The organism is Polaromonas sp. YR568 (genome assembly GCF_943369675.1).
Lineage (GTDB): Bacteria > Pseudomonadota > Gammaproteobacteria > Burkholderiales > Burkholderiaceae_C > Polaromonas.
Genome location: NZ_CALROB020000023.1, coordinates 58,398 through 83,558 on the forward strand (window position 1 = coordinate 58,398; position 25,161 = coordinate 83,558).

Consider the following 25,161-nt stretch of genomic DNA (forward strand, 5'->3'; position numbering starts at 1 on the left):
CGAAGGCGCAGTAAAACTGGAAGACCCGCCGGCAACGCTCAGGCCGCCTCGGGCATGGCCGCGGCGTCGGCGGCAGCCTTGGCGCCCTGCGCCTTGTCCTGCGCCGAAGGGCCGCCCATCAGGTGTGCGGTCAGCTCGGTGAGCTTGTTGTCCAGCTCATTGAGCACGCCTTCCTGCTCGTCGATCTCGGCGATACGCTCGTCCAGGCCTGATGCGGCCTGCTGGATGCGCTCAATGGCTTCCAGCCTGCGGCCGAAATTGCGGCGACGCTCGCGCAACTGGGCGTCAAGCTGCGAAGCCGCCGACTTGTTCCAGAGCTCGACCTCGCCCAGCGCGGTCTCGTAAACCACGCGCAGGCGCGTGGCCAGCGCGCGCACCAGGCGCTCGGAAAAATCCGCCTGGGACAGTTTGATCACGTTGCCGAGGCCGAGGTACTGCAGGTGGCTGCGCTCTATCAGCTCGAGGTCGTGTTCGTAGCGGACCAGTTCGGGCTCTTTGGGTGCCTGCAGCGAAAAGCTGAATTCGGCATTGAGCTGTCGGAAGGACGCGGTCAGCATGGACTGGATTTCGCCGCTCAGGATCTGCGACTTCTGCAGGCCCTCGCGCAGGCGCGAGAAGGTCTGCCCATAAGCTTTTTTGACGCCCAGCTTGATGCCCGGCTGCTTCAGCGCGTGCGTGAGTTCGGCCAGCTCGGCCTTGAGGGTCGGCGTGCTGAGCAGGTTGAACAGGTCGCGCAGCATCTTGAGGTGGACCGAGCGCACCGCATGGATCTTGGAGCCGCTGGTGTCGAACTCGGCCTGTTCCTGCTCGATGCGCGTGCGCATGTGCTTGATCACCGACACGTTTTTGCCGCGCAGGCCGCGCAGCTCGATCATCTGCTCGGCCAGGTCGCGCCGGCGTATATGCATGGCGCGTCCGGCTTCCGTCCTGAGCTCGCCGATGCCGGCGGCCACCGCCGTGCGCAGGATTTTCTGGCGCTGCCCCATCACACCCTGGCCCAGCGCCAGCTCGAGCGCCGGCAGGTGGCTGGCTTCCAGCAAGGCCTTGTCGCGGGTGACCTTGGCCACCAGCCCCTTTTGGGCGGAAACGGGGATGACCTGAGATTCCGGCAGGCCGAGGATTTCAGCCGAAGTCGCGCGTTGCCGGTCTATCTGGGCTTTGATCTGCTCGGGCGTGCTCAGCGCATCCCACAGGGTATCTATCTTGTTGAGCACCACCAGGCGGGCGTCGACGCCTTCGCCCTCGGTGATCAGATGCTCACGCCAGATTGCCAGGTCGGACTTGGTGACGCCGGTGTCCGCCGCGAGGATGAAAACCACGGCATGCGCCTGCGGAATCAGGCTCACCGTCAGTTCGGGCTCCGCGCCTATGGCGTTGAGGCCTGGCGTGTCCAGGATCACCAGGCCCTGCTTGAGCAGCGGGTGGGCGATGTTGATGAGCGCGTGGCGCCACTTGGGCACCTCGATCAGGCCGTCGGGGCCGGCCAGCGGGTTGTCGTCGGGATTCGCGTCGTGCCAGAAGCCGAGGGCGCGGGCTTCGTCCTTGGTGACGTGGCGCACTTCGGCGACTTTTTCCAGGGCCTGCGCCAGTTGCGCGGGGTCGTTGACGTCCAGGTCCAGCCGCGTCCACTTCTCGGGTGCCGAGCGCCACTCCATGAGCGCCTGTTTTTGCAGGCGCGTCTCGATGGGCAACAGGCGCAGGCAGGGCGGCACGTCAGCGTCATAGCCCAGCTCGGTCGGGCACATGGTGGTGCGGCCGGCGCTGGCCGGCATGATGCGGCGGCCGTAGCCGGCAAAAAAGATCGCGTTGATCAGTTCGGACTTGCCGCGTGAGAATTCCGCCACAAAAGCCACCATGACCTTGTCGGAACGCACCTGGGATTCAAGCCGCTGCAGACGCTCCTCGACGGCAGCGTCGAGCAGGTCATGGTCTTTCATCCACTCAGCGAGCAGCTTCAGGCGCAGTGCAAATTCACGCCGCCAAGCGCCATGCTGGTCAAATTGTTCGTTAAAAGACATCGGTCTTCCGTTAAGTGTGGTCGGTCAATATAGCATCGCAGCCCCGAAAGAACCATCAGCGGGTCTACGGACCCCGGGCTCACGGTTTCTGGCAAGTCGCGCAATAAAAGGTCGAACGCTGGCCCTGGCGAATGCTTTTGACGGGGGTGGCGCACACCCGGCAGGGCTCGCCGGCGCGGTCGTAGACCATGGCCTCGAGCTGAAAATAGCCCGACTCCCCCCAGGCATTCGAGAAATCGCGCAAGGTGCTGCCGCCTTTTGTAACAGCCTGTGCCAGCACCTGCCGGATGGCCGCGTGAAGCAGCGCCGCGCGAGGCTTGCTGATGCGGCTGGCCCGGGTGGTGGGGCGTATGCCCGCCAGGAAAAGCGCCTCGGAGGCGTAAATATTGCCGACGCCGACCACGGCCTCGCCGCCCAGCAAGACCTGTTTGATGGGCGTCTGCCGCAGCTTGAGCGCCTGATGGAAGCCGGCGGCGTCAAATTCGTCGCCGAGCGGCTCCACGCCCAGCCGGCCCAGCAGCTTTTGCGCGGCAGCAGAGCTTTCGTCCCCGGCATACACCACTGCACCAAAACGGCGCGGGTCGTTCAGGCGCAGGGTTCCCAGGCTGGTGACCATCTCAAAGTGATCGTGTTTGCCGGGCGCGGGGAAGCCCGAGCCAAAAGTGACGCTGCCGGACATCCCGAGGTGAATCATGAGCAGGCCCTCGCTCAAGTCCACCAGCAGGTACTTGCCGCGCCTGCGCACCGCCAGCACCTGCCGGCCGGCCAGCTGGCGCGGCTGGCAGCCCAGCGGCCAGCGCAGCGGCTTGCCCATTTCGACGCTCTCGATGCGCGCGCCCGCGATGCGGTCCGCAAAACTCAGGCGGGTGACTTCGACTTCGGGCAGTTCAGGCATAGGTTTGACAGGTGGGGCGCCGGCCCGTCGGCACAAGGGCTGTTTACCTTGATGCGTAACGCCGGCCATAAAAAGGCTTGAGTAACCGCGGGGTAAAGCGGGAGCGCGGCCCGGGAGCTTCAATTATCATGGTTCGATGAAGAAAAAATCTGGCCTTGCCGGCCTTGCCCTCAGCGGCTTGTGGTTTGTCACACCCCTGGCCCTGGCACAGACTCCCGAGCCCGTTTCCGCGGCGCCCGCCACGCTGGTCGAGGCCAAGGCGGCGCAGGAAGCCGCCCCCTCTTCGCTCCTGGACAGCGCCCTGTTCTACCAGTTGCTGGTCGGCGAAATGACCCTGCAGGACGGCGAGCCCGCCGCGGGCTTCGCGCTCATGCTGGATGCCGCGCGCAAAACCAGCGATGCCCAGCTCTACCAGCGCGCGACCGACATTGCCCTGCAATCGCGTTCGGGCGATGCGGCCTTGCAGGCGGCCAAGGCCTGGAAGCAGGACCAGCCCACATCGCGCGAAGCCAATCGCTACGTCCTGCAAATCCTGGTGGCGCTCAACCGCATCGCCGAGACGGCCGAGCCCCTGCAAACCGAAATCAAGCTGGCGCCGGACGTGGAGCGGCCCGCCGTGCTGGCGACGCTTCCCCGTGTCTTTGCCCGCGTGACGGACAAAAAGCTCGCTGCCACCGTCGTGGAAGAGGCGCTGGCCGATTACCTGGCCAACCCCGCCACCGCTGGCTCCGCCTGGACCACCGTCGCGCGCATGCGCCTGGCGGCGGGCGACGCCAGTGGCGCGCTGGCCGCCGCCCAGCGTGCCCAGACGGCCATGCCCTTTGCCGAAGGCCCGGCCCTGGTCGCACTCGAACTGATGGACCCCAAGCTGCCCGACGCCGAAGCCGTGGTCCGCAAGTATTTCGAAGGCAACCCCAAAGCCATGCCTGAAATCAGGATGGGCTATGCCCGGGCGCTGCTGGATGCCCAGCGTTACAACGAAGCGTCCGCGCAGCTGCAGGTCGTCACACGCGACAAACCCGATCTTCCGGAAGGCTGGCTGGTGCTGGGCTCGCTGCAGCTGCAGGACAACCAGCTCGCGCAGGCGCAAGCCTCGCTTGAGCGCTACGTCGGCCTGGCGCAGCAGCAGGCCTCCGAGGGTGAGCGCAACCGCGGCCTGGCCCAGGCCTATTTGTCCCTTTCCCAAATAGCGGAAAAGCGCAAGGATTACGCGGCGGCGGAAAGCTGGCTGGCCAAGATTGAAAACTCCTCCGACCTGGCGCTGGCGCAAACCCGGCGCGCCTCCATCCTGGCCAGCCAGGGCAAACTCGAAGAAGGCCGCCAACTGATCCGCAAGCTGCCGGAGCGCAACCCGGCGGATGCCAGGGTCAAACTGAACGCGGAAGTCGCCCTGCTGCGCGAATTCAAGCAATACAAGCTGGCCCATGACGTGCTGGCGCAGGCCCTGGTCAAGACCCCGGATGAAACCGAGTTGCTGTACGACCAGGCCATGATGGCCGAGAAGCTGGACAAGCTCGACGAGATGGAAACCCTGCTGCGCAAGGTCATACAGCTCAAGCCCGACTACCACCACGCTTACAACGCCCTGGGCTACTCGCTGGCCGAGCGCAATGTGCGCCTGCCGGAGGCGCGCGGGCTTATCCAGAAAGCGCTGGAGTTCGCGCCTTCCGATCCCTTCATCCGCGACAGCCTGGGCTGGGTCGAATTTCGCCTGGGCAACAACGCCGAAGCCGTGCGTATCTTCGAGGCCGCCTACAAGGCCAAGCCCGACGCGGAAATCGCGGCGCATTTTGGCGAGGTACTGTGGACCATGGGCCAGCGCGACCGCGCCATCGTCATCTGGAAAGAAGGCCGGCTGCTCAATCCCGAGAACGAAACACTGCTCGAAACGCTCAAGCGCCTGCGCGTGAAGCTGTAACTCCGGAACTTCCATCTTGCAGATCACCTCTACGCGCCTGGCCGGGCGGGCCCTTGTTTTTGCCTCTGTCTTTGCCGTCTTTTTGGTCGCAGGCTGCGCGCAATTGCCCAGGGCCACGGCCCAGGACGGACTGAAGAGCGAGCTCTGGACTGGCCGCATCAGCCTGCAGGTGCAGAGCGAGCCGGTGCAGTCTTTTTCCGCCAGCTTCGAGCTCAAGGGCCGGGCCGAACGCGGCGAACTCTCGCTGATCAGCCCTTTGGGCAATGTGCTGGGCGTGCTGCGCTGGTCGCCCGGCGAAGCGGTGCTGGACTCGGGCGGCGGCAAAGTTCAACGCTTTGCCTCCGTCGACGAACTGATGGCGCAAGCCACGGGCGCGGCGGTACCGCTGGACGCGCTGTTTGCCTGGCTGCAGGGCGACAACGCCGCCGCCAGCGGCTGGTCCGCAGACCTGTCGCGCCAGAAGGAAGGCCGGATTTCAGCCAAAAGGACAGAGCCCGCGCCGCAGGCCGACCTGCGTGTCGTACTTGACCAGTAAATCCCGACCCCGCTGCTTTCCCGCCCCTCATGACTTCATCTGCCTTCGCCGCGCGGCCACTCAAGGCCCTGTACGACGTACCGGCGCCAGCCAAACTCAATCTTTTCCTGCACATCACCGGCCGCCGCCCCGATGGCTACCACCTGCTGCAATCCGTGTTCATGCTGATCGACTGGTGCGACACCCTGCACTTTGAGTTGCGCACCGACGGCCGTATCACACGGGAGGACCTGGATACGCGTGAAGCCGGCGATCCGGTGAGCGAAGCGTTGCCCGCCGAAGATCTGGCGGTCAGGGCGGCCAAAGCGCTGCAAGCCGCTTGCGGCACCTCGCTGGGCGTGCACATCGGCCTGGAAAAGCGCGTTCCCTCGCAAGCCGGCATGGGCGGCGGCTCGTCGGATGCGGCCAGCTGCCTGCTCGCGCTGCGGCGCTTGTGGGGCGTGCGCCTGCCGCCGCGGGAATTGAATGCCCTGGCCCTCTCGCTGGGCGCCGACGTGCCTTTTTTCCTCTCGGGCGGCCACGCCTGGGTCGAAGGCATAGGCGAGAAAATCACGCCGCTGGCCCTGCCGCCGGCCCGCTTTGTGGTGCTCAAGCCGGCCGCCGGACTCCCCACCCAAGGTATTTTCAGCGCGTCTGGTCTCAAACGCGATACAGAAACTGCTACAATCCAAGGCTTTGCTGCAAATGCTGAAGGCCCGTCGAAATCAGTTGATTTCGGATTCGGCCGCAACGACTTGCAGCCGGTAGCGCAGGAGATGTGCCTGCAGATCGGCCAATCGCTCGATTGGCTGAAAAGCAGACAACTCCAAGGGCGCATGACCGGCTCCGGAAGTGCTGTATTTGCGCAACTGCTGCATGAAGCAGATTTGCCCGACGTGTCAGGATTGCCTGACGGTTGGAAAATCCGCAAATGCAGTAATTTGGAGGCGCATCCGCTGGCAGGTTGGTAAACTACCCGCTCTCGAAATGTGTTTCCAAGCGACCATAAATGAATAAGTTATAGGTCTGTTGTTGGCAACAACAACTGTCCTGTGTAGGGGTGTCGCCAAGCTGGTTAAGGCACCGGATTTTGATTCCGGCATTCGCAGGTTCGAATCCTTCCACCCCTGCCAAATTTAAGACTGAGGGCCACAGCCCACAGTGTTGCGGACCCGCCCGGAGCGGGCCCGCATGATTCCTGACAGACCCGCGTGATATGTATCAGCGGGTCTGTGTGTTTTTGGAAACACGACAGGCCAAGCGGCGCTCACTGCCAAGCCCCTTGCAGCGTGTTGTCTCCCGTGCGTATCTTGCTTCAACCAAAAATTTCAGCCACGTTCAAGTCCTTGTAGCAGCTGGGCCCCACATGCAAACGCACCACCCCGACTTCATGGTTTTTACCGGCAATGCCAATCCGAGCATGGCCTCCGACATCGCCCAGCACCTGGGCATTTCGCTGGGAGCGGCCCATGTGGGGCGTTTTTCGGATGGTGAAGTCACTGTCGAGATCCAGCAGAACGTGCGGGCCCGTGATGTATTCGTGGTGCAGTCGACCTGCGCGCCGACCAACGACAACCTGATGGAACTGCTCATCATGGTCGACGCGCTGAAGCGCGCTTCGGCCGAGCGCATCGCCGCGGTGATTCCGTATTTCGGTTATGCCCGGCAAGACCGCCGTCCGCGTTCGGCGCGTGTGCCGATCACGGCCAAGGTGGTGGCCAACATGCTGCAGGCCGTGGGCGTGTCGCGTGTTTTGACGATGGACCTGCATGCCGACCAGATCCAGGGATTTTTCGACATCCCGGTCGACAATATTTATGCGTCGCCGGTGTTGCTGGGCGATTTGCGCCAGAAGAACTACGCCGACCTGATGGTCGTCTCGCCCGACGTGGGCGGCGTGGTGCGCGCCCGGGCGCTGGCCAAGCAGCTGGGCTGCGACATGGCCATCATCGACAAGCGCCGTCCCAAGGCGAACGTGTCGGAAGTGATGCACGTGATCGGCGACATCGAAGGCCGCAACTGCGTGATCATGGACGACATGATCGACACGGCCGGCACGCTGGTCAAGGCGGCTGAAGTGCTCAAGGAGCGCGGCGCCAAGAAGGTTTACGCGTATTGCACGCACCCGATTTTTTCGGGCCCGGCCATAGACCGCATCGCCCAGGGCGACGCGCTCGATGAAGTGGTGATCACCAACACCATTCCGCTGAGCCCCAATGCAGAAGGCTGCAAGAAGATTCGCCAGCTCTCCGTGGCGCCGCTGATCGCTGAAACCATCCAGCGCATCGCCAAGGGAGAGTCGGTCATGAGTTTGTTTTCGGACCAGGACAACCTGTTCTGACCTGAAACAAAAAGCGGCTGCACTGCCCGCGACGCCAGACGGCTTCACGGTATTTGGGCAGCTTTTTAAAGTCGGGGTGAGCTGGTCGCGGCCTGCCCTTTTTGGAGAAGATTATGAAATTCGTCGCTTTTGAGCGCGCAAAGCAGGGCACGGGTGCGAGCCGCCGTCTCCGCATCACGGGCCGCACGCCCGGTATCGTCTACGGTGGCACCGCTGAACCCACGCTGATCGAAATCGATCACAACGCGTTGTGGCACGCCATCAAGAAAGAAGCCTTCCACGCCTCCATCCTCGAGATGGAACTCGCTGGCAAGGAACAGAAAGTTTTGCTGCGCGATCTGCAGATGCACCCGTACAAGCAACAGATCCTGCACATCGACTTCCAGCGCGTCGAAGCCAAGACCAAGATGACCGTCAAGGTGCCTTTGCACTACAGCGGTGAAGAAGAGTCGCCGGCCGTCAAGACCGAAAACTGCCTGGTCAACCACGTGATCACCGAGCTGACCGTCTCCTGCTTCCCGGCCGACATCCCTGAATTCATCGCCGTCGACCTGAAGGGCCTGAAGAAGGGCTCGCCGCTGCACGTCAAGGACATCACGCTGCCAAAGGGCGTGAAGTTTGTCCCCAAGGGCCAGGAAAATCCTGTGCTGGTGTCCGTGTCCGCCGTGTCCGAAGAAGCCGAAGCCGATGCCGCAGCAGCCGCTGCAGCAGCCGCTCCGGTGGACCCGAAAGCCGCCAAAGCCGCAGCCGCCAAGGAAGCCAAAGCCGGCGCCAAGGCTGACGCCGCCAAGCCTGCCGCCAAGAAGTAATCCACTTCACGCGCAGGCCTGAAAAGGCCCTACGGCCCTTGTCCTCCTGCAGGACAAGGGCCGTTTTTATTGCGCAACTCTTTTGCAGGGATGCAAGGCACCGCAGGCACGCCCCTAGAATTGGGCGATGGAAATTTCCAAATGATCAAACTTTTTGTCGGCTTGGGTAATCCGGGCCCTGAATATGAGGCCACACGCCACAACGCCGGCTTCTGGTGGATAGACGCGCTGTCGCGCGAGCTCAAGGCACCGCTCAGCCTGGAAAAAAGCTACCACGGCCAGGTCGCCCGCATCACGGTGAACGGCCAGAACGTCTGGCTGCTCAAGCCGCTGACCTTCATGAACGTGTCGGGCAAATCGGTGGCGGCGCTGGCACGGTTTTTCAAAGTCGCCCCTGAGGAAGTTCTGGTGGCGCACGACGAGATGGACATCGTGCCGGGCCAGGTCAAGCTCAAGTTCGGCGGCAGCCATGCCGGCCACAACGGCCTGCGCGACATCCATGCGCAGCTGGGCACGGCCGACTACTGGCGCTTGCGCATAGGCGTGGGCCACCCGGGCGTCAAGGCTGAAGTGGTCAACTGGGTCTTGAAAAAGCCTTCGGCCGAGCACCGCGTCGCCATTGAAGACTGCATCGCGCGCTGCCTCAAGGCGGTGCCTGAGCTGCTCAAGGGCGAGATGGAAAAAGCCACGATGATGATTCACACCAGCACGCCGCCGCGCCCCAAGCCGCCGCGCAAGATCGTCGAGCCCGAATCCGAAGACTGAAGATCAAGCCCTTAACGGGCTGCAATGATGGGAATGACGGCCTGCAGGCGCTGGTATTTTTCCCACAGCGTATCGCGCGTTTCGATGTGCTGCGGGTTCAGCGGAATGCAGGCCACGGGGCAGACCTGCACGCACTGGGGCTCGTCGAAATGGCCCACGCATTCGGTGCACTTGTGCGGGTCGATTTCGTAAATTTCCTTGCCCAGGTAAATCGCCTGGTTCGGGCATTCAGGCTCGCAGACGTCGCAGTTAATGCATTCGTCGGTGATCATCAGGGCCATGTTCAGCCCCCTTTTTCAACTTTGGCGGCCCGGTGCGCGGCTGCCAGGGCTGACGCCACCGCCGGGCTCACCATCTGGGCGACGTCACCGCCCAGCTTGCTGATCTCGCGCACCAACGTGCTGCTGATGCATTGCAGCGGCGCGTCGGGCAACAAAAACACGGTTTCCACCTGCGGGCGCAGCTTGCGGTTCATGGCCGCCATCTGCGCTTCGTAGTCAAAGTCGGTCAGGTTGCGAATGCCGCGCACCACGGCCGAAGCCTGTTGCGCCGCGCAAAAATCCATGATCAGGCCGTCAAACGGCAGCACTGTCACGCCGCTTAGGCCCCGCGTTTCGGCCTTCACCTGCGCCACGCGGGCTTCCAGCGAAAACAGGGTTTTCTTGTGGTGGGCCGCTGCCACGGCAATGACAAGCTGGTCAAACAAGCCGGCCGCGCGGCGCACCACGTCCTCATGGCCCAGTGTGAAGGGGTCAAAAGTGCCGGAATAGACAGCGATACGCGGGGTTGCCATAGCCGGAATTATGCCCGGCCGGCTCCTGGGGCCCACTGGCCGGCCCTTGTAACCACGAGGCAGGCAAGGCTGCCGGACCCGTGAGCGGTATCAGGCCGCCGGCGCGCCCAGCCCGGCCAGCAGGTGGAAATGCACGGCGCCGGCCTTGCCGCTGCGGTGCACCTTGAGGCCCAGCGGCAGCAATTCCTCGTCGCTCCAGGCTTTGGGGGCTTCGAGGTAGACCACGCCGGTCGGGCCTATGGCCTTGGCCGCGGCTTGCAGCGTGGATTCGAACGCGGTGGACTCAAAGGGCGGGTCCAGCAGCACCAGTTGCAGGCTGGCGGGCGCGGTACGCTTGAGGATGCTGAGGCCGTCGCCGCGCTCGATCCGGCACATGTCGGCCTTGAGCCTGGCCTGCACCGCCTTGAGCTGCAGCACCAGGGCCGGATCCTGCTCGCAGAGCACGACGTCGGCTGCGCCGCGCGAGGCGGCCTCAAAGCCCAGCGCGCCGGTGCCGGCGAACACGTCGATGCAGCGCCAGCCGGTCAGGTCCTGGCCCAGCCAGTTGAACAGCGTTTCCCGCACGCGGTCTGGCGTGGGGCGCAGGCCGGGCTTGCTGGGCACGGGCAGTTTGGTGCGTTTGTACAGCCCGCCGATGATGCGGATTTCACCGGGCGGCACGGTCTTGCGGCCCACCACCTTGCCGGCCTTGGGACGCGGTTTTTTGCCGGCGGGGGTTTCTGTGGGTGCGGGTGTGTATTTCATGGTGCGGCGCCGAGTATGACAGTGACCATTTTCTCAGGCTGCAGCTTGCGCGCAAAGGCCGCCTTGATGTCGGCCACCGTCACCTTGTCCACCTGCTGCGTCCAGGTGTCGAGGTAATCCAGCGGCAGCCGGTTCCAGGCGATGCCCGCCACGTTGTCGAGCAGCTTGCGGTTGCTGTCGATGCGCAGCGCGAAGCCGCCGACCAGGTTGTCCTTGGCGGCCTTGAGCTCGGCTTCGGTGGGTCCGTTGGCCACAAACTCTTTCAGCACGTCGCGCACCAGTGTCACGGCCTGGGGCGCCTGGTCGGGCCGCGTCTGCAGGCCTACCGTGAAGGCGCCGGCATGCAGGCCCGGCGAGAAATAGCTGGAGACGCCGTAAGTCAGGCCGCGCTTTTCACGCACTTCCAGCGTCAGGCGCGACACAAACCCTCCGCCGCCCAGGATGTAGTTGCCGACCGTCAGCGCGAAATAGTCCGGGTCGGCGCGCTTGTAGCCGGGCTGGCCGATCAGCACGTGGGCCTGCGCCGAATCAAAGGCAATGCGTTTTTCTTCGGCCTGAACCAGCGGCGCCACTTCGGCCACCTCCGGCAGGGGCGGCAGGCTGGCGCAGGGCTGCTGCGGCAGGCGCGACAGCAAACGCGCTGCGATGGCATCGGCCTGCGCGCGGGTCACTGCCCCCACCATGCTGATTCGCGCGCGGCAGGCCACCACGCTGGCCGCGTGCAGGGCGCGCATGTCGGCCACGCTGATGCGCGCCAGTGTGGCTTCGGTCGTCTCATAGCCGTAGGGGTGCGTGCCGTACACCGCCTGCGCATAGGCGCGGCCTACGATGCTCGCGGGCCGCGTATAGGACTCCTTGAGCGCGGCCTGGATGCGCTGGCGTTCGCGCTGCCAGATGGCGTCGGGAAAAGACGGCTCGGCGATTTCGCGCGCGGCCAGGGCGACCGCCTTGTCGAGCAGCTCGGGATCGGTCAGGGAACGCAGCGAAAAACCCATGCGATCCGAGGTAGCGCCGGCGCCGAACTGCGCGCCCAGGTCGGCCCAGGCTTCGCTGAGGGCGTTTTCATCCATCGCGGGCGCACCATCCCGGGCCAGCACGCCTTTGTCCAGCATGCCGGTCGTCACGCTCGCCAGGCCGGCCTGGGCCGCCGGGTCGCGCCGCGCGCCGGCGTCAAAATCAATCTGCACGTCCACCATGGCGATGGCCGGGCTCTCGACCAGGTAGACCTGGGCGCCGCTGGGCTGGGTCCATTGCTGGATGGGGATGGCGGCCAGCGCCGCCGCATGAAAGCCCAGGCAGGAAAAGCCCGCAAGGCCGACGAAGAGAGCGTGAAAAGCTCTTTTTGGAATAACAGGTGTCATGGGATGTTCAGCTCGTCCGGTTCGGGAATCCGGCTCAATGCCGGATGGTGACAGCCGGCTTGCGCGGCTTGCGGTTGGGGTCCACCGGCTGCGGCAGCAGCGTGGCCTGTGTCATCTGGTCGTCGCCGAAGTACCTGCCGGCCACTGCCTGCACTTCAGCGGCGGTGATGGTGCGCAGCCGGGCGATCACGCGCGCGCTGCCGTCCAGCGGCAGGCCCTGTATCCAGTTGGAGCCCAGTTCGCGCGCCTGGCTGAACACCGAGTCGAGCTTGTAGGTTTCGCTGGCCACCCACTGGGTTTTGACCCGGTTGAGCTCGGCCTCGCTGACGCCGCTTTGCGCAACGATGGCGACCTGCCGGCGCAGCGCGTCGGCGACTTGCTGCGTGGTTTTGCCCTCGGCCGGCACGCCGTCCAGGATGAACAGCTTGGGGCCGCGCCCGATCAGGCTGCTGGACGCCCCGGCGCCGTCGGCCAGCCGGCCTTCGCCCTGCACCAGCGCCCGCTCCAGGCGCGCGCCGCTGTAGCCGTCCAGCACCGCCGCCAGCACGGTCAGGGCCAGCGCGTCGCGGCTACCCGCAGCAGTCGGCGAGGCCGGCGCGCCGGCCACAGGGTCCAGCAGGTCGGCCGGCTCCAGTTTGGGTACCTTGAAAGACAGGCTCACATAGGCCTGGCTGGCGGGCGCCTTGTAGTCCAGGCGGCGCATGCCGTCCTGTTCGGGTTCGTCGCGGGGCTTGCGGGTGGGCACCGCGCGGGCGGGAATGCCGCCGTAGTATTTTTCAACCAGTTTCTTGACCTGGGCGACTTCCACGTCGCCCGCCACCACCACGGCCGCGTTGGCTGGCACATACCAGCGCCGGTGAAAATCGCGCACGTCGGCCGCCGTCATGGCGTCCAGGTCGCTCATCCAGCCGACGATGGGGCGCCGATAAGGCGAGGCCATGAAGGTCATGGCCGTGACCTGCTCGTACAGCATGGCGCGCGGCGAGTCTTCGGTGCGCAGGCGCCGTTCTTCCTTGACCACCTCGATCTCGCGGGTGAACTCCGCGTCGGGCCACTGCATGTTGGCAAAGCGGTCGGCCTCCAGCCGCATCACGTCCTCGAGCTTGCCCGCTGGCACCTGCTGGTGAAAGCCGGTGTTGTCACGGCTGGTGAAGGCGTTGTCCTGGCCGCCCAGCGCGGCGACGCGCTTGGAAAAGTCGCCGGGTTTGACCATCGGTGTGCCCTTGAACATCATGTGCTCCAGCGCGTGGGCCACGCCCGAGGTGCCGTCCACCTCGTCCATGGAGCCGACGCGCACCCACAGCATGTGCGCCACCGTGGGAGCGCGGTGGTCGGGCTTGACGATGACCGTCAGGCCGTTGGCCAGCGTGAACTGCTCCACCACCGGCGCCGGGGCGGGCGCCTGGGCAAAGGCGGCGCCGGCCAGGCACAGGGCCAGCAAGGCGGCAGGGGCACGGCAAAGGCGAAAAACGGGGCGGGGAAGGGGTACTGGGTAGGTCAAAAGGGCTTGCCTGGGGTGTTTCATAGAATAGCTGTGTGGCGCCGCACGTTGCCCCGCAACGGTGCAACAGCTCACTAGGACTCCACAAGCATACCCAATGTTCAGTTTTTTCAAGAAAAAATCCCCCCCGCCCGCCGTCGCGCCCTCCCCGGCCCCCTTGGCCCCGGCCGCGCCCGCAGCAGAAGCCGCCGCGCCGGCGCCCGCCGGGGGTGGATTGATAGGCAGTGCGCTGGTCACCCCCATCGCCATCCCGGTTCCGGGTGCGGCCGCGCCGGAGCGCGAGCGCTGGCTCAGCAAGCTGCAGGCCGGCCTGCGCAAGACCGGCTCCAGCATCTCCACCGTGTTCACCGGCAGCCGCATCGACGATGCGCTCTACGAAGACCTTGAAACCGCGCTGCTGATGGCCGATGCCGGCAGCAAAGCCACCGAACACCTGCTGGCCGACGTCAAGCGCCGCGTGCGCGAAGGCGGCATGACGCACCCGGTCGCCGTCAAGAACGCGCTGGTCGATTCGATCGCGCAGTTGCTCAAACCGCTGGAGCAGCCGCTGGTGATAGGCCAGTACCAGCCCACCGTGATCATGGTGACCGGCGTAAACGGCGCCGGCAAGACCACCTCCATCGGCAAGCTGACGCGCCACCTCGCCACCGAAGGCGCCTCGGTACTGCTGGCGGCGGCCGACACCTTTCGCGCGGCCGCGCGCGAGCAGCTCAGCGTCTGGGCCGACCGCAACACCGTCGAGATCGTCAGCCAGGAAGGCGGCGACCCGGCCGCCGTGAGTTTTGACGCCGTGACAGCCGGCAAGGCGCGCGGCAAGGACGTCGTGCTGGTCGACACCGCCGGCCGCCTGCCCACGCAGCTGCACCTGATGGAAGAGCTGCGCAAGATCAAGCGCGTGGTGCAAAAGGCCGACGCCACCGCACCACACGAGGTATTGCTGGTGATCGACGGCAATACCGGCCAGAACGCCCTGGCCCAGGTCAAGGCCTTTGACGACACCTTGCAGCTGACCGGCCTTATCGTGACCAAGCTGGACGGCACGGCCAAAGGCGGCGTGCTGGCGGCCATCGCGCTGTGGGCGCGTGAACGCGCGCTGGCATCGCCGGCGCTGCGCCCGGTGTCGGTGTATTTCATCGGCGTGGGCGAGCAGCTCGAAGACCTGGAAACGTTCAACGCGCGCGAATTCGCGCAGGCCCTGTTGGGCTGATCGCGCCTCTCAGGCTACGCCCAGGCGCAGCAGCAGCACCGCGGCCACCACAAAGGCCACGATAAAAACGGTTTCGGTGACCAGCAGCGCCACCGGTTTCCAGCCCAGCTTGAGCAGGTCTTCAAAGCTGGTCTTCACGCCCGCGGCGGCGATCGCCGTCACCAGCATCCAGCGCGATGCGTCACCGGCCAGTTGCACCATGGGCGGGGTGATGAGGCCCACACTGGCCAGCATCACCAGCACGACAAAGGCCAGCAGGAAACCCGGCACCAGCGGCACTTCGGTTTCGGGCACCTTGACGGCCGGATGCTTGCGGTACATCACCGCAATCACCAGCACCACGGGCATCAGCATCATCACGCGGAACAGCTTGACCACCGTGGCCGTGTCGCCGGCCTGCGGGCCCAGCATCATACCGGCCGCGACCACCTGCGCCACGTCGTGGATGGAGCCGCCCAGCACGATGCCGGCCTGGCCCGGCAGCAAGCCTATGGCCTGCAGGCTGAAGGGATAGACCACCATGGCCAGCGTCGACAGCACCGTGACCCCCACAACAGCCAGCAAGGTGAAGCGTTCGTTCTCTTTGGTCTGGGGCAGCACGGACGAAATCGCCAGCGCCGCCGACGCGCCGCAGATGGCGACCGCGCCGCCCGAGAGCAAACCTTCGTCGCGCGAGCAACCAAGCCAGCGCGCCAACAGCACGCCCAGCCCTATCGTCAGCAACACCGCCAGCATGATGACCCCCGCGGTCTCCAGCCCCAGGTGCGCCACCTGCGAGAAGGTGATACGCGCACCCAGCAAGGCCACGCCGACACGCAGCACCACGCGGCCGCAAAAGCCTATGCCCTTGGCCGTCTGCGGGTGGCTGTTCAGGAAGTGAAAGGCCAGCCCGAACAGCAGCGCATACAGCAGCTGCGGCCCACCGTAATGCTCGGACACAAAGGTGGCCGCCAGTGCAATCACCATGCACACCAGCACGCCCGGAAAATACGAAGCCAGTTGCAAACGCCATTTGAGAATCATGGGTACCCAACAAAAATAATCGGAAAGAAACAGACGGGCGGCATGCGCTCACGGATGCTTGAGCACGCCTTCCAGCAAGGCCGCGCCGGCCGGGCTGCCGGCCACCAGCATGCGGCTTTGCAGCAGCGGCAAGCCGTCCACCGCGTGCATCACGGCGCCCGCTTCGCGCAGCAACACGATGCCGGCGGCCGCGTCCCAGGCGCCCATGCCGCGCGCCCAGAAGGCATCGACCCTGCCGGCGGCGACGTAGGCCAGCTCCAGCGCCATCGCGCCGCTTCTGCGGACCTGGCCGAATGTTTTCAGCACCCGGCCGAACTCGCCGAGGTAGTGGTCCATGAAAGGCGCACCCGGCTTCGGGAACACCGTCGCGACCAGGCATTGGACCGGCAGGCGCGCATCGGCGCATGCGATGCGCCGCCCATTGAGGCAGGCGCCCAATCCCGTCGCGGCGGTGAATACTTCATCACGCGATGGGTCGACGATGACACCCAGCACGGGCTCGCGTCCCACGCACAGCGCAATCGACACCGCGTACTGCGGATAGCCGCGCGCAAAATTCGCCGTGCCGTCGATCGGGTCGACCAGCCAGGTCGGCTCATCCGTCAATTCACCGCCGCTTTCCTCGCCGACAAAAAGGCCCTGCGGCAAAGCCTGCTGCAAGGCTTCCTGCAGATCCTCTTCCACTTCGCGGTCGAAGCGCGTGACCCAGTCGCCCGGCGCTTTCTGGCTGACGTCGGCCGGCTGCAGGGCGGCACGCGCCTGCTTGATGCGGGTGGCTGCCTCCATGCCGGCGAGCCGGGCTTTTTCGAGCAAAAAAACAAGGTCCATGCTCAGGCTTTCTTCGACAGCACACTGACGTAGTCGTGCGCCTGGGTGTTGATGGTCGAGACGCGGTACTCCACCGGCTTGTCGCCAAAGGTCAGCGCCAGCCGGTGCACTTCCATCACCGGCGCACCGGCCGCCACGCCCAGCACGCGGGCCGTGGCCCTGTCGGCCGGCGCCGCGCGGGCGCGCTCCTGCGCCCGCAGCACGGTGATGCCGAAGTCGGTCTGGTAGAGCGCGTAAATCGTGCTGGGCCTTTCGACAAAACGCTTTTCGGTGAGGTTGCGAAACAGCGCCGCCGAGATGGAAATCCTGTCGTGCATCACCACGCGGCCGCGCAAGGCGAGCCGGTTCTCCATGCGGAACACGTACTCGCCCGCCTTGATGCGCAAGGCGGCCGCTTCGACCTCGGTCGCGCGTTCGCGCGCGAAGGCGATGCAGTCGATCTCGGGGTAATCGCGGTCGCGCGCCGCATCGTCGTCGCCGAAGTTCCAGCGCGGCTCCACGTGGAAGAACTGGAACATGAAACGCGCATTGGTGTGCGGCGCCACGAACGTGCCTTTGCCCTGGCGGCGCACCAGCACATGCTCGTGCACCAGCTCGTCCACCGCATGGCGCAGGGTTCCCACGCTCACTTGCAGAACGCCCGCAATTTCAGCTTCGCTGGGCAGGGGTTTACCCGGACCGTAGTGCCCGGCTTCGATGAGTTTTTGCAGTTCGCGTTTGACCTGGCGGTACAGCGGCAAGGCGTCCCCGCCCGCCAGCGGGCGCAAGGGTGTGGATCTGTTTTTCGCGTTCACGGCCGCCATTGAAACACCGATAGGCGGGTCGTACAAGTCATATATATGAGTTCGTTGACAAGGTTTTGCGCCTCCATAAAACTGGCGGCTCGATTTAACTCAGGCCCTTGATGGAGACCCCATGATTCATTTTGTATTGCATGACGCCAAAGACACCGTGGCCGTTGTGGTGGTGGAAGGTGTGAAGGCGGGAACCGCCATGACCGGCTGGATCATGGACGAGGACCGCATGATCAACGTGCAGGCGCAGCAGGACATTCCCATCGGCCACAAGGTGGCCCTCAAAGACATGGCCGTCGGGGACACCGTGCTGAAGTACGGCATCGACATGGGCAAGGTCGTCGCCAACATCAAGGCCGGCCAGCACGCGCACGTGCACAACATCAAAACAAAGCGGTGGTAGTTGATGGCTTGCTTGGCTACTGCGCGGGCGGGATGCGTCGTTGCAAATTCTCGCCGGGCATCAGCCCGGCTCCGGTTTGCGCCTTGCCTGCCGCCCGCTCGCTACGCCGGGCGCACCATCAATCCAAGTTACTTTTTTTAAGGATTCCTTATGTCAGTCATTAACAAAGACACCACATTCCTGGGCTATCGCCGCGAGAACGGCCGCGTCGGCGTGCGCAACCACGTCATCATCCTGCCGCTGGACGACCTGTCCAACGCGGCGGCCGAAGCCGTGGCCCACAACATCAAGGGTTGCATGGCGATTCCGCACCCTTACGGCCGCCTGCAGTTCGGCGCCGACCTGGACCTGCACTTCCGCACGCTGATAGGCGCGGGCTGCAACCCCAACGTCGCGGCCGTGGTGGTGATAGGCATTGAAGACAGCTGGACCAAAAAGGTGGTCGACGGCATCGCGACCACCGGCAAGCCGGTGGTCGGCTTCGGCATCGAGGGCCACGGCGACCACGAGACCATCATGAAGGCCTCCAAGGCGGCGCGCGAATACGTGCAGTGGGCCAGCGAAAAACAGCGCGAAGTCTGCGGCATCTCCGAATTGTGGGTGTCCACCAAGTGCGGCGAGTCCGACACGACATCCGGTTGCGGCGCCAACCCCACGGTGGGCAACGCCTTCGACAAACTGCACCCGCTGGGCAACTACCTGTGCTTCGGCGAGACCTCGGAAATCACCGGCGGCGAAAAAATCGTGGCCGACCGCTGCGCCAACGACACGGTGCGCGACCAGTTCATGTTCATGTTCAACCGCTACCAGGACATGATCAACCGCCACAAGACCAGCGACCTCTCAGACTCGCAGCCGACCAAGGGCAACATCGCCGGGGGTCTCACGACCATCGAGGAAAAAGCCCTGGGCAACATCCAGAAAATCGGCAAGGTCTGCACGGTGGACGGCGTCATCGACAAGGCCGAGAAGCCCACACACCCGGGCCTGTGGTTTATGGATTCGTCCAGCGCCGCAGCCGAAATGGTGACCTTGTGCGCGGCCTCGGGTTACGCCGTGCACTTCTTCCCCACCGGCCAGGGCAATGTGATCGGCAACGCCATCGTTCCGGTCATCAAGATTTGCTCGAACCCGCGCACCGTGCGCCTGATGAGCGAACACATCGACGTGGACACCTCGGGCCTGCTGCAACGCGAGATCACGCTGGACCAGGCCGGCGACAAGCTGCTGGAGAACATGCTGCGCACGGCCAACGGCCGCCTGACCGCCGCAGAGGCGCTGGGCCACCGAGAGTTCGTGCTGACGCGCCTCTTCGAATCCGCCTGAGGTAAGAACGCATGGCGCGCATTGTCATCAGCGAGTTCATGGATGAGCGCGCCGTGGCGCAGCTTGAAGCGGCGCACGAGGTGCTCTACGACCCCAAGCTGGTCGGCGATGCCGCCCGGCTGCGGGCCGAGGCGGCGACGGCCGACGCGCTGGTCGTGCGCAACCTGACGCAGGTGCGCGGCGAGCTGCTCGCCGCGCTCACCCGCTGCAAGGTGGTGGGCCGGCTGGGTGTGGGGCTGGACAATATCGACGTGCCAGCCTGCGAGGCCAAAGGTATGAAGGTCATCCCGGCCACCGGCGCCAATGCGCTCAGCGTGGCCGAATACGTGATCGCCAGCACCATGCTGCTGCTGCGCGGCGCCTTTGCCTCCAGCGCGGCAGTGGCCGCCGGCGAATGGCCGCGCGCGGCACTGGGCAACGGACGCGAAACCGCCGGGCAGGTGCTGGGCATCATCGGTTTCGGCTCCATAGGCCAGATGACGGCACGCCTGGCACAAGGCCTGGGCATGCAAGTGATCGCTTACGACGCGATGCTGCCGCCCGGCGCCGACGTCTTCGCGCAAACCGGCGTGCGGCAGGTGGGGCTTGACGAACTCATCGCCGGCGCGGACGCCGTCACGCTGCACGTGCCGCTGGTCGACACCACGCGCGGGCTGTTCAATGCCGCGCGCATCGCCCAGATGAAAAAAGGCGCGGTGCTGGTCAACACCTCGCGCGGCCACATCGTCGACATCGAAGCCGTGGGCGCCGCGCTCAGGGCCGGCCGGCTGGGCGGCGCGGCGATCGACGTGTTCGACGTGGAGCCGTTTCCCGCAAGCACCTCGCTGCGGGACTGCCCCAACCTGCTGCTGACCCCGCACATTTCCGGCGTCAGCGCGCAGTCGAATGAACGTGTATCGTTCATGATCGCCGACAAAGTCCTGGAGAGTCTCAACTGATGGCCCATTTATCCCTTGAAGAAGCCACCCGCCTCGGCGCGCAGGCCTTGCGCGCCGCGGGCGCCTCCGAAGCCATGGCGCTGAGCACCGCGAAAGCGCTGGTGCGCGCCGATGCGCAAGGCATCGCCTCGCACGGCTTGAGCCGGGTGCCGCAATATGCCACGCACCTGGGCAACGGCCGCGCCGACGGCGAGGCCGTGCCTGTGATCACACGCAACAAAGGCGCGACAGTGCTGGTCGATGCCGGCCAGGGCCTGGCCTTTCCGGCCTGCGACCTGGCGATCGCCACGGCGATTGCGACCGCGAGAGAGATGGGCGTGTGTTTTGTCGGCGTTACCAACAGCCACCACTGCGGCGTGCTGATCGACCACCTGCGCGCTGCCGCCGATGCCGGCCTGGTGGGCCTGGGTTTTGCCAACGCGCCGGCCGCCATGCCGGCCGCCGGCGGCAAGCACCCGGTGTTCGGCACCAACCCGCTGGCCGCGATTTTTCCGCGCAGGGATGCCAACCCGCTGATGATCGACCTCTCGCTCAGCGAAGTGGCGCGCGGCAAGGTGATGCTGGCCGCAAAAGAAGGCAAGCCGATTCCGCTGGGCTGGGCGCTGGACACCGAAGGCCAACCCACCACCAATGCGCAGGCGGCCCTCGAAGGCTCCATGCTGCCGTTGGGCGCCGTGAGCAGCCCCAAGGGTTCCATGCTGGCGCTGATGGTGGAGCTGCTGGTCACGGCCGTCATAGGCGCGCGTTTTTCTTTTGAAGCCACGACTTTTTTTATCGATGAAGGCAACCAGCCGCGCATAGGCCAGGCTTTCATCCTGATAGACCCCGGCGCATTGGCCGGCGCCGACGTTTACTTCGAGCGCATGGAGACCCTCATCGACGAAATGCTGCAGGACGACGGCGTGCGCCTGGCCGGCGCGCGGCGTATCGCACTGGAAGCCATGGCGCAACAGGCAGGGATCACCATCCCCGATACACTCAAATCGCAACTCGACAAGTTAGCCCAAGAAGGATCAGTCGTGAATTAGTTGAAGGCAGTTGGTTGGTTAAAACACAAAGGAGACAAAGCATGAAACGTCGTGACATCGTGTTGGCATCCGCAGGCGCCGCGCTGGCGGGCATCCCCGGGCTGGGCCAGGCCCAGCAGGACTTCCCCAAGCCGGGAAGCACCATCAAATACGTCGTGCCCTTTGCCCCGGGCGGGCTGACCGACATCATGGCGCGCACCGTCGCCCAGAAACTCACAGAGGCCTGGAAGGTGTCGGTGATCGTGGAGAACAAGGCCGGCGGCAATGCGCAGATAGGCGCCGAGCAGGTGGCCAAGTCGACGCCCGACGGCAGCAGCATCCTGGCCATCACGCTGACGCACGCGGCCAACGTGGCGCTGTTTCCCAACGCGCCTTACAGCCTGACCAAAGACCTGCGCCCGGTCGCCCTGCTGGCCGGCTCGCCCATGCTGGTGGTAGTGCCGGTGAACAGCCCCATCAAGGACTTCAAGGACCTGATCGCGGTGTCCAAGACGCGTCAGCTCAATGCCGGCTCCAGCGGCAACGGCACGCCGCCGCACCTGACCATGGCGCTGTTCAACGACCTGAACAAGACCCAGATGACGCACATCCCCTACCGCGGAGGTGCGCCTTCGATGACGGACCTGATAGGCGGGCAGCTCGACGTGATCTTTTCCAACTTCCCGGAATCCATCGCCCACGTCAAGGGCGGCAAGCTGCGCGCCATCGCCCTGTGCAGCCTGAGCCGCCACCCCGCGGTACCGGACGTGCCGACCGCCTTTGAGGCCGGCATGCCGGGACTGTTCGTCGAGAACTGGACGGCCGCCATGATCCAGGCCAAGACGCCGGACGCCATCGTCGAAAAATACTCGCGCGAAATGATCAAGATCATGTACAGCGCCGACGTGGAAGAACGCGCCAAACAGCAGGGCTTTCGCGTCACGCAAAAAGGTTCCGACGAATTCGGCCGTTTCCTGAAGAACGAGATCGAGCGCTGGAACCGCATCATCAAGACCGCCAAGATCACCGCGACCTGAGGCCGCGTAGTAGGTGGAAAGTCCGCAGGCCGCTCGCGGCCTTCGTTACCTTTTGTAAAACACCGCTGCGGCCCGGGCGGCCTGACGGAAAATCCGCCCCGGAGGCGCTCCTCGCCCACTGGAGACATACATGAACGACATGGCGGATATTCCCGATACCATTGCCGGCCCCCGCAGGGTTGACCAGTTGCTGGCGCATTACAGCGAAAGCCACCAGAATCCGCGCAACGAGCTGATCCACTTCATCGCCATCCCGCTCATCATGCTGAGCCTGGTCGGCATGATGTTCGCCCTGCACCCCTATGTGGCCTACGCCTTCATTGCGGCCAGCATGGTGTATTACGCCCGCCTGTCGGCGGTGTTCTTTGTGAGCATGGCGCTGTGGTCGGTGCTGTTCCTGGGCATCGTGTTCGCCATGGGCCCGCTGGTGCTGCCGGTCTGCGCCGCCATTTTTGTCGGCGCCTGGATCCTGCAGTTCATCGGCCACAAGATAGAAGGCAAGAAGCCTTCCTTCTTCGAAGACATCCAGTACCTCTGGGTCGGCCCGCTGTTTGTGCTGAGCAAACCCTTCGCCAGGCTGGGCATTCGCTGGTGATGCGTCCAGCTTGAAAAAGCGCCCGCTGGCTCCATTTGTGAGGTTTAAACCTTTTCACGGGTGCTCCGCTTGATCAGCAAAATTCTGCGTTTTTTCCTCAAACTGGTGCTGGGCCTGTTTGCGGCGGTGTTTGCCGTCAGCCTGCTGGCCGCCGCGCTGGTCGTCGTGTTGCTGAGCCTGCTGAAATCGCTGGTCACCGGCCGCAAGCCGGCGCCCGCCATGGTGTTCGGCCGCTTCCAGCGTTATTCACCCCAAGGCATGTGGCCGGGCAGCGCCGGCCGTGACAGCGTCAATACGCCTCGCACTGCAGACGTCGTCGATGTCGAGGTCCGCGAAGTGCGCGACGACAAGCGCCTGCCCTGAGCGACGCGCGGGCGGTTCTAGCCGCCTCCGCTTCCTGATCCAAATCTGAGTCGTTGACCAGTTAAATCCCGAACAAAAGCCTGTTGCCGCATGGTTTTTGGTACGCTTTGCTGGCAGAATCCGTTTTCGTATACGAAATAACGGATGCCATCCATGACCCCCATGCTTCCCTGGTTGACGGAATCCCCCGCCGGGCATTTCGACACCGTACGCGACGTCCCGCTGTCCAAGCTGGTTCGCGACGACATGCTGGCCTTGATCCTCAAGGGGGTCCTGGTGCCGGGCCAGCGCATCAATGAGCCGGACGTGGCCAGCCGCCTGCAGGTTTCGCGGGTGCCGGTGCGCGAAGCGCTGCGCGAGCTGGAAAGCTCGGGCCTGGTGATCTCACGCAAGCATTCGGGCGTGTTCGTGCGCCAGCTGGACGCCGCCGAAGTACGCGACCTCTACCAGATGCGCGGCCTGCTGGACGGTTTTGCCGGGCGCTGCGCCGCGCGCCTGCCGCAGGCGCAACGCGAAACGCTGCTCACGCTGCTCGAGGCTTCGGTCGACGCCATGCTGCAGGCCGCCGCGCAGCACGAGGTGCAGCGCTACTACTCGGAAAACCTGCGCTTTCACTGGGCGATCGTCGAAGCCGCGGGCAACCAGCAGCTCTCGGAAACCTACCGCGGCATCGTGCAGAAGCTGCACCTGTCGCGGCTGAAAAACCTGTCGCAGGACGTCGGCATGAAGGCCTCCATCGCCGAGCACGTGGAAATCGTGCAGGCCCTGCGGGATGCCGACGCCGAACGCTGCGAAGCCCTGATGTCGCACCACGTGGGCGATGCCTACCAGCGCCTGCACAAAGCCGGCCTTCCCCAACCCGCCGCGGCGGCCGCCACCGAATCCGTGACACCCGAATAGCGGACACGAAGGCGCCAAGACCGGCCCAGCCGGCAAAAGCCTTCCGTCCTTCCTTTATCAACCCTGGAGACAAAACCATGAAACGACGTATCCTGCTGCAAACAGCACCGGCCCTTATTTACGCCCCCGGCCTGGCCCTGGCCCAGCCGGCCTACCCCAGCAAGCCCATCCGCTACATCGTGCCGGTCGCGGCCGGCGGCGGCAGCGACCTGGTCGGGCGCACCGTGACCGAACGCTGGGGCAAGATACTCAACCAGACTTTTGTGGTCGACAACCAGGGCGGCGGCGGCGGCGTGATTGCCTGCCAGGCCACGGCGCGTGCGGCGCCGGACGGCTACACGCTGATGCAGGGTTACGTCGCGACGCACGGCACCAGCCCGGCCACGCGCAAGCTGCCTTACGACCCGATCAAGGACTTCACGCCCATCGGCATGATTGGCGCCACGCCCAACGTGCTGGTGGTCAATTCCAGCGTGCCGGCCAGGAACGTCAAGGAACTCATCGACTACCTCAAGAAGAACACCGGCAAGGTGAGCTACGGCTCGGCCGGGCCCGGATCGCTGACCCACCTGACGGCCGAGCTGTTCAAGCAGGCCACCGATTCCTTCATGGTGCACATCCCCTACCGCGGCATCGCGCCGGCCCTCACCGACCTCATGGGCGGGCAGACGCAAGTGATGTTCCCGGGGCTGGCGGCCGCGCTGCCCTACCTCAAGGGCGACCGCATGCGGGCGCTGGCCGTGACCGGGCGCAAGCGCCACCCGCTGCTCAAGGACGTTCCCACCATGGAGGAGTCCGGCTTCAAGGGCTTTGACGCCATCCAGTGGTACGGCGTGGTCGGCCCGGCCAAAATGCCGGAAGCCGTCGTGAAAACCCTGAGCTCCACACTGACCCAGGTGCTGGCGCAACCCGACATGAAGACCAAGCTCTCCACCGAAGCCATCGAGCTGGTGCAGATGTCGCCCGAATTCTTCGGCTCCTTCATGCAGATCGACATCGCCCGCTGGACCAAACTCGCCAAGGAAAGGAACATCCAGCTCGACAGCTAACGCCTCATTTTTTTTTCCGCGCCCGCGCTGCC

Annotated in this window: 26 protein-coding genes and 1 tRNA gene; 17 read left to right on the forward strand and 10 right to left on the reverse strand. The window is 64.9% G+C overall.

Translation table 11 applies throughout. The features are described 5' to 3' along the window. Positions 1-38: 38 nt before the first annotated feature. A complete protein-coding gene (locus ACLV8F_RS14125) occupies positions 39-2,018 on the reverse strand; it encodes a dynamin family protein (RefSeq protein WP_411884829.1) in 1,980 nt (659 codons plus the stop codon). Between the two features lie 79 nt (positions 2,019-2,097). Continuing rightward, positions 2,098-2,913, reverse strand: a complete 816-nt coding sequence (gene mutM, locus ACLV8F_RS14130) for a bifunctional DNA-formamidopyrimidine glycosylase/DNA-(apurinic or apyrimidinic site) lyase (protein ID WP_411884830.1) — start codon at positions 2,911-2,913, stop codon at positions 2,098-2,100. Positions 2,914-3,049: 136 nt separating this feature from the next. Here mutM and ACLV8F_RS14135 point away from each other — a divergent pair, with 136 nt between their 5' ends. From ACLV8F_RS14135 to pth, 7 genes are all read left to right on the forward strand, one after another. Then, positions 3,050-4,831: a tetratricopeptide repeat protein gene (locus ACLV8F_RS14135; RefSeq protein WP_411884831.1), complete on the forward strand. Its 1,782-nt coding sequence runs from the start codon at positions 3,050-3,052 to the stop codon at positions 4,829-4,831. Between the two features lie 16 nt (positions 4,832-4,847). Next, positions 4,848-5,366 (forward strand): lipoprotein insertase outer membrane protein LolB, encoded by a 519-nt coding sequence (locus ACLV8F_RS14140; protein WP_411884832.1) that lies wholly within the window; start codon positions 4,848-4,850, stop codon positions 5,364-5,366. A gap of 29 nt (positions 5,367-5,395) precedes the next feature. After that, complete coding sequence (ispE, locus tag ACLV8F_RS14145) at positions 5,396-6,316, forward strand: 4-(cytidine 5'-diphospho)-2-C-methyl-D-erythritol kinase (RefSeq protein ID WP_411884833.1); 921 nt, start codon at positions 5,396-5,398, stop codon at positions 6,314-6,316. 85 nt (positions 6,317-6,401) lie between these two features. Continuing rightward, positions 6,402-6,478, forward strand: a tRNA-Gln gene (locus ACLV8F_RS14150). A gap of 233 nt (positions 6,479-6,711) precedes the next feature. Next, positions 6,712-7,686: a ribose-phosphate pyrophosphokinase gene (locus tag ACLV8F_RS14155; RefSeq protein ID WP_411884834.1), complete on the forward strand. Its 975-nt coding sequence runs from the start codon at positions 6,712-6,714 to the stop codon at positions 7,684-7,686. 113 nt (positions 7,687-7,799) lie between these two features. Next, on the forward strand, positions 7,800-8,495 hold the full coding sequence (locus ACLV8F_RS14160) for a 50S ribosomal protein L25/general stress protein Ctc (RefSeq protein WP_411884835.1): 696 nt from the start codon (positions 7,800-7,802) through the stop codon (positions 8,493-8,495). Positions 8,496-8,636: 141 nt separating this feature from the next. Next, on the forward strand, positions 8,637-9,260 hold the full coding sequence (gene pth, locus ACLV8F_RS14165) for an aminoacyl-tRNA hydrolase (RefSeq protein ID WP_411884836.1): 624 nt from the start codon (positions 8,637-8,639) through the stop codon (positions 9,258-9,260). A gap of 11 nt (positions 9,261-9,271) precedes the next feature. On the opposite strand, the gene ACLV8F_RS14170 is transcribed toward pth, so the two are convergent. The 5 genes from ACLV8F_RS14170 to ACLV8F_RS14190 all read right to left on the reverse strand — a co-directional run bounded on the left by ACLV8F_RS14170 (position 9,272) and on the right by ACLV8F_RS14190 (position 13,683). Next, the gene (locus tag ACLV8F_RS14170) at positions 9,272-9,541 is read right to left on the reverse strand and encodes a YfhL family 4Fe-4S dicluster ferredoxin (protein WP_411884837.1); all 270 of its coding nucleotides are present in this window, start codon (positions 9,539-9,541) and stop codon (positions 9,272-9,274) included. Between the two features lie 2 nt (positions 9,542-9,543). Continuing rightward, the gene (coaD, locus tag ACLV8F_RS14175) at positions 9,544-10,053 is read right to left on the reverse strand and encodes a pantetheine-phosphate adenylyltransferase (protein WP_411884838.1); all 510 of its coding nucleotides are present in this window, start codon (positions 10,051-10,053) and stop codon (positions 9,544-9,546) included. 90 nt (positions 10,054-10,143) lie between these two features. After that, positions 10,144-10,797 (reverse strand): 16S rRNA (guanine(966)-N(2))-methyltransferase RsmD, encoded by a 654-nt coding sequence (gene rsmD / locus ACLV8F_RS14180; RefSeq protein WP_411884839.1) that lies wholly within the window; start codon positions 10,795-10,797, stop codon positions 10,144-10,146. Continuing rightward, positions 10,794-12,158, reverse strand: coding sequence for a M16 family metallopeptidase (locus ACLV8F_RS14185; RefSeq protein ID WP_411884840.1), 1,365 nt, complete (start codon positions 12,156-12,158; stop codon positions 10,794-10,796). Before ACLV8F_RS14185 ends, rsmD begins: the two co-directional genes overlap by 4 nt. 34 nt (positions 12,159-12,192) lie before the next feature. Beyond that, positions 12,193-13,683, reverse strand: coding sequence for a M16 family metallopeptidase (locus ACLV8F_RS14190; RefSeq protein ID WP_411884841.1), 1,491 nt, complete (start codon positions 13,681-13,683; stop codon positions 12,193-12,195). A 73-nt stretch (positions 13,684-13,756) separates the two neighbouring features. Here ACLV8F_RS14190 and ftsY point away from each other — a divergent pair, with 73 nt between their 5' ends. Then, a complete protein-coding gene (ftsY, locus tag ACLV8F_RS14195) occupies positions 13,757-14,866 on the forward strand; it encodes a signal recognition particle-docking protein FtsY (protein ID WP_411884842.1) in 1,110 nt (369 codons plus the stop codon). A 9-nt stretch (positions 14,867-14,875) separates the two neighbouring features. Here ftsY and ACLV8F_RS14200 read toward each other — a convergent pair whose 3' ends face one another. From ACLV8F_RS14200 to ACLV8F_RS14210, 3 genes are read right to left on the reverse strand one after another with little or no spacing between them, the layout of a single operon-like run. Then, on the reverse strand, positions 14,876-15,889 hold the full coding sequence (locus ACLV8F_RS14200; protein ID WP_411884843.1) for a YeiH family protein: 1,014 nt from the start codon (positions 15,887-15,889) through the stop codon (positions 14,876-14,878). 48 nt (positions 15,890-15,937) lie between these two features. Further along, positions 15,938-16,717, reverse strand: a complete 780-nt coding sequence (locus ACLV8F_RS14205) for an inositol monophosphatase family protein (protein WP_411884844.1) — start codon at positions 16,715-16,717, stop codon at positions 15,938-15,940. Between the two features lie 2 nt (positions 16,718-16,719). After that, positions 16,720-17,520 carry a GntR family transcriptional regulator gene (locus tag ACLV8F_RS14210; protein WP_411884845.1) on the reverse strand — a complete coding sequence of 267 codons (801 nt, stop codon included), beginning with the start codon at positions 17,518-17,520 and terminating at the stop codon, positions 16,720-16,722. A 112-nt stretch (positions 17,521-17,632) separates the two neighbouring features. On the opposite strand from ACLV8F_RS14210, the gene ACLV8F_RS14215 reads away from it, so the two are divergent. From ACLV8F_RS14215 to ACLV8F_RS14255, 9 genes are all read left to right on the forward strand, one after another. Then, entirely contained in the window at positions 17,633-17,914 is a 282-nt protein-coding gene (locus ACLV8F_RS14215; RefSeq protein WP_007862870.1) for a UxaA family hydrolase, read from the forward strand. 150 nt (positions 17,915-18,064) lie between these two features. Next, a complete protein-coding gene (locus ACLV8F_RS14220) occupies positions 18,065-19,240 on the forward strand; it encodes a UxaA family hydrolase (RefSeq protein ID WP_411884846.1) in 1,176 nt (391 codons plus the stop codon). An 11-nt stretch (positions 19,241-19,251) separates the two neighbouring features. Further along, positions 19,252-20,178, forward strand: a complete 927-nt coding sequence (locus ACLV8F_RS14225; RefSeq protein ID WP_411884847.1) for a hydroxyacid dehydrogenase — start codon at positions 19,252-19,254, stop codon at positions 20,176-20,178. Continuing rightward, positions 20,178-21,206 (forward strand): Ldh family oxidoreductase, encoded by a 1,029-nt coding sequence (locus ACLV8F_RS14230; protein WP_411884848.1) that lies wholly within the window; start codon positions 20,178-20,180, stop codon positions 21,204-21,206. The genes ACLV8F_RS14225 and ACLV8F_RS14230 overlap by 1 nt, the downstream gene beginning before the upstream one ends. 41 nt (positions 21,207-21,247) lie before the next feature. Continuing rightward, complete coding sequence (locus tag ACLV8F_RS14235; RefSeq protein ID WP_411884849.1) at positions 21,248-22,222, forward strand: Bug family tripartite tricarboxylate transporter substrate binding protein; 975 nt, start codon at positions 21,248-21,250, stop codon at positions 22,220-22,222. A gap of 130 nt (positions 22,223-22,352) precedes the next feature. Beyond that, entirely contained in the window at positions 22,353-22,817 is a 465-nt protein-coding gene (locus ACLV8F_RS14240) for a DUF962 domain-containing protein (protein ID WP_411884850.1), read from the forward strand. Between the two features lie 60 nt (positions 22,818-22,877). After that, on the forward strand, positions 22,878-23,180 hold the full coding sequence (locus tag ACLV8F_RS14245) for a hypothetical protein (RefSeq protein ID WP_411884851.1): 303 nt from the start codon (positions 22,878-22,880) through the stop codon (positions 23,178-23,180). A 153-nt stretch (positions 23,181-23,333) separates the two neighbouring features. Next, positions 23,334-24,080 carry a GntR family transcriptional regulator gene (locus ACLV8F_RS14250; protein WP_411884852.1) on the forward strand — a complete coding sequence of 249 codons (747 nt, stop codon included), beginning with the start codon at positions 23,334-23,336 and terminating at the stop codon, positions 24,078-24,080. A gap of 77 nt (positions 24,081-24,157) precedes the next feature. Beyond that, positions 24,158-25,129 (forward strand): Bug family tripartite tricarboxylate transporter substrate binding protein, encoded by a 972-nt coding sequence (locus tag ACLV8F_RS14255; RefSeq protein ID WP_411884853.1) that lies wholly within the window; start codon positions 24,158-24,160, stop codon positions 25,127-25,129. The last annotated feature ends 32 nt before the right edge of the window (positions 25,130-25,161 follow it).

Bases quoted from the DNA above. Each gene is read 5' to 3' on its own strand.
- ACLV8F_RS14205 (WP_411884844.1), bottom strand. From the start codon at position 16,717: ATGGACCTTGTTTTTTTGCTCGAAAAAGCCCGGCTCGCCGGCATGGAG.
- ACLV8F_RS14250 (WP_411884852.1), top strand. From the start codon at position 23,334: ATGACCCCCATGCTTCCCTGGTTGACGGAATCCCCCGCCGGGCATTTC.
- ACLV8F_RS14240 (WP_411884850.1), top strand. From the start codon at position 22,353: ATGAACGACATGGCGGATATTCCCGATACCATTGCCGGCCCCCGCAGG.
- ACLV8F_RS14255 (WP_411884853.1), top strand. From the start codon at position 24,158: ATGAAACGACGTATCCTGCTGCAAACAGCACCGGCCCTTATTTACGCC.
- ACLV8F_RS14135 (WP_411884831.1), top strand. From the start codon at position 3,050: ATGAAGAAAAAATCTGGCCTTGCCGGCCTTGCCCTCAGCGGCTTGTGG.
- ftsY (WP_411884842.1), top strand. From the start codon at position 13,757: ATGTTCAGTTTTTTCAAGAAAAAATCCCCCCCGCCCGCCGTCGCGCCC.
- ACLV8F_RS14210 (WP_411884845.1), bottom strand. From the start codon at position 17,520: ATGGCGGCCGTGAACGCGAAAAACAGATCCACACCCTTGCGCCCGCTG.
- ACLV8F_RS14215 (WP_007862870.1), top strand. From the start codon at position 17,633: ATGATTCATTTTGTATTGCATGACGCCAAAGACACCGTGGCCGTTGTG.
- ACLV8F_RS14230 (WP_411884848.1), top strand. From the start codon at position 20,178: ATGGCCCATTTATCCCTTGAAGAAGCCACCCGCCTCGGCGCGCAGGCC.
- ACLV8F_RS14155 (WP_411884834.1), top strand. From the start codon at position 6,712: ATGCAAACGCACCACCCCGACTTCATGGTTTTTACCGGCAATGCCAAT.
- ACLV8F_RS14190 (WP_411884841.1), bottom strand. From the start codon at position 13,683: ATGAAACACCCCAGGCAAGCCCTTTTGACCTACCCAGTACCCCTTCCC.
- ACLV8F_RS14235 (WP_411884849.1), top strand. From the start codon at position 21,248: ATGAAACGTCGTGACATCGTGTTGGCATCCGCAGGCGCCGCGCTGGCG.
- mutM (WP_411884830.1), bottom strand. From the start codon at position 2,913: ATGCCTGAACTGCCCGAAGTCGAAGTCACCCGCCTGAGTTTTGCGGAC.
- ACLV8F_RS14160 (WP_411884835.1), top strand. From the start codon at position 7,800: ATGAAATTCGTCGCTTTTGAGCGCGCAAAGCAGGGCACGGGTGCGAGC.
- pth (WP_411884836.1), top strand. From the start codon at position 8,637: ATGATCAAACTTTTTGTCGGCTTGGGTAATCCGGGCCCTGAATATGAG.
- rsmD (WP_411884839.1), bottom strand. From the start codon at position 10,797: ATGAAATACACACCCGCACCCACAGAAACCCCCGCCGGCAAAAAACCG.
- coaD (WP_411884838.1), bottom strand. From the start codon at position 10,053: ATGGCAACCCCGCGTATCGCTGTCTATTCCGGCACTTTTGACCCCTTC.
- ACLV8F_RS14200 (WP_411884843.1), bottom strand. From the start codon at position 15,889: ATGATTCTCAAATGGCGTTTGCAACTGGCTTCGTATTTTCCGGGCGTG.
- ACLV8F_RS14220 (WP_411884846.1), top strand. From the start codon at position 18,065: ATGTCAGTCATTAACAAAGACACCACATTCCTGGGCTATCGCCGCGAG.
- ACLV8F_RS14185 (WP_411884840.1), bottom strand. From the start codon at position 12,158: ATGACACCTGTTATTCCAAAAAGAGCTTTTCACGCTCTCTTCGTCGGC.
- ACLV8F_RS14225 (WP_411884847.1), top strand. From the start codon at position 19,252: ATGGCGCGCATTGTCATCAGCGAGTTCATGGATGAGCGCGCCGTGGCG.
- ispE (WP_411884833.1), top strand. From the start codon at position 5,396: ATGACTTCATCTGCCTTCGCCGCGCGGCCACTCAAGGCCCTGTACGAC.
- ACLV8F_RS14170 (WP_411884837.1), bottom strand. From the start codon at position 9,541: ATGGCCCTGATGATCACCGACGAATGCATTAACTGCGACGTCTGCGAG.
- ACLV8F_RS14125 (WP_411884829.1), bottom strand. From the start codon at position 2,018: ATGTCTTTTAACGAACAATTTGACCAGCATGGCGCTTGGCGGCGTGAA.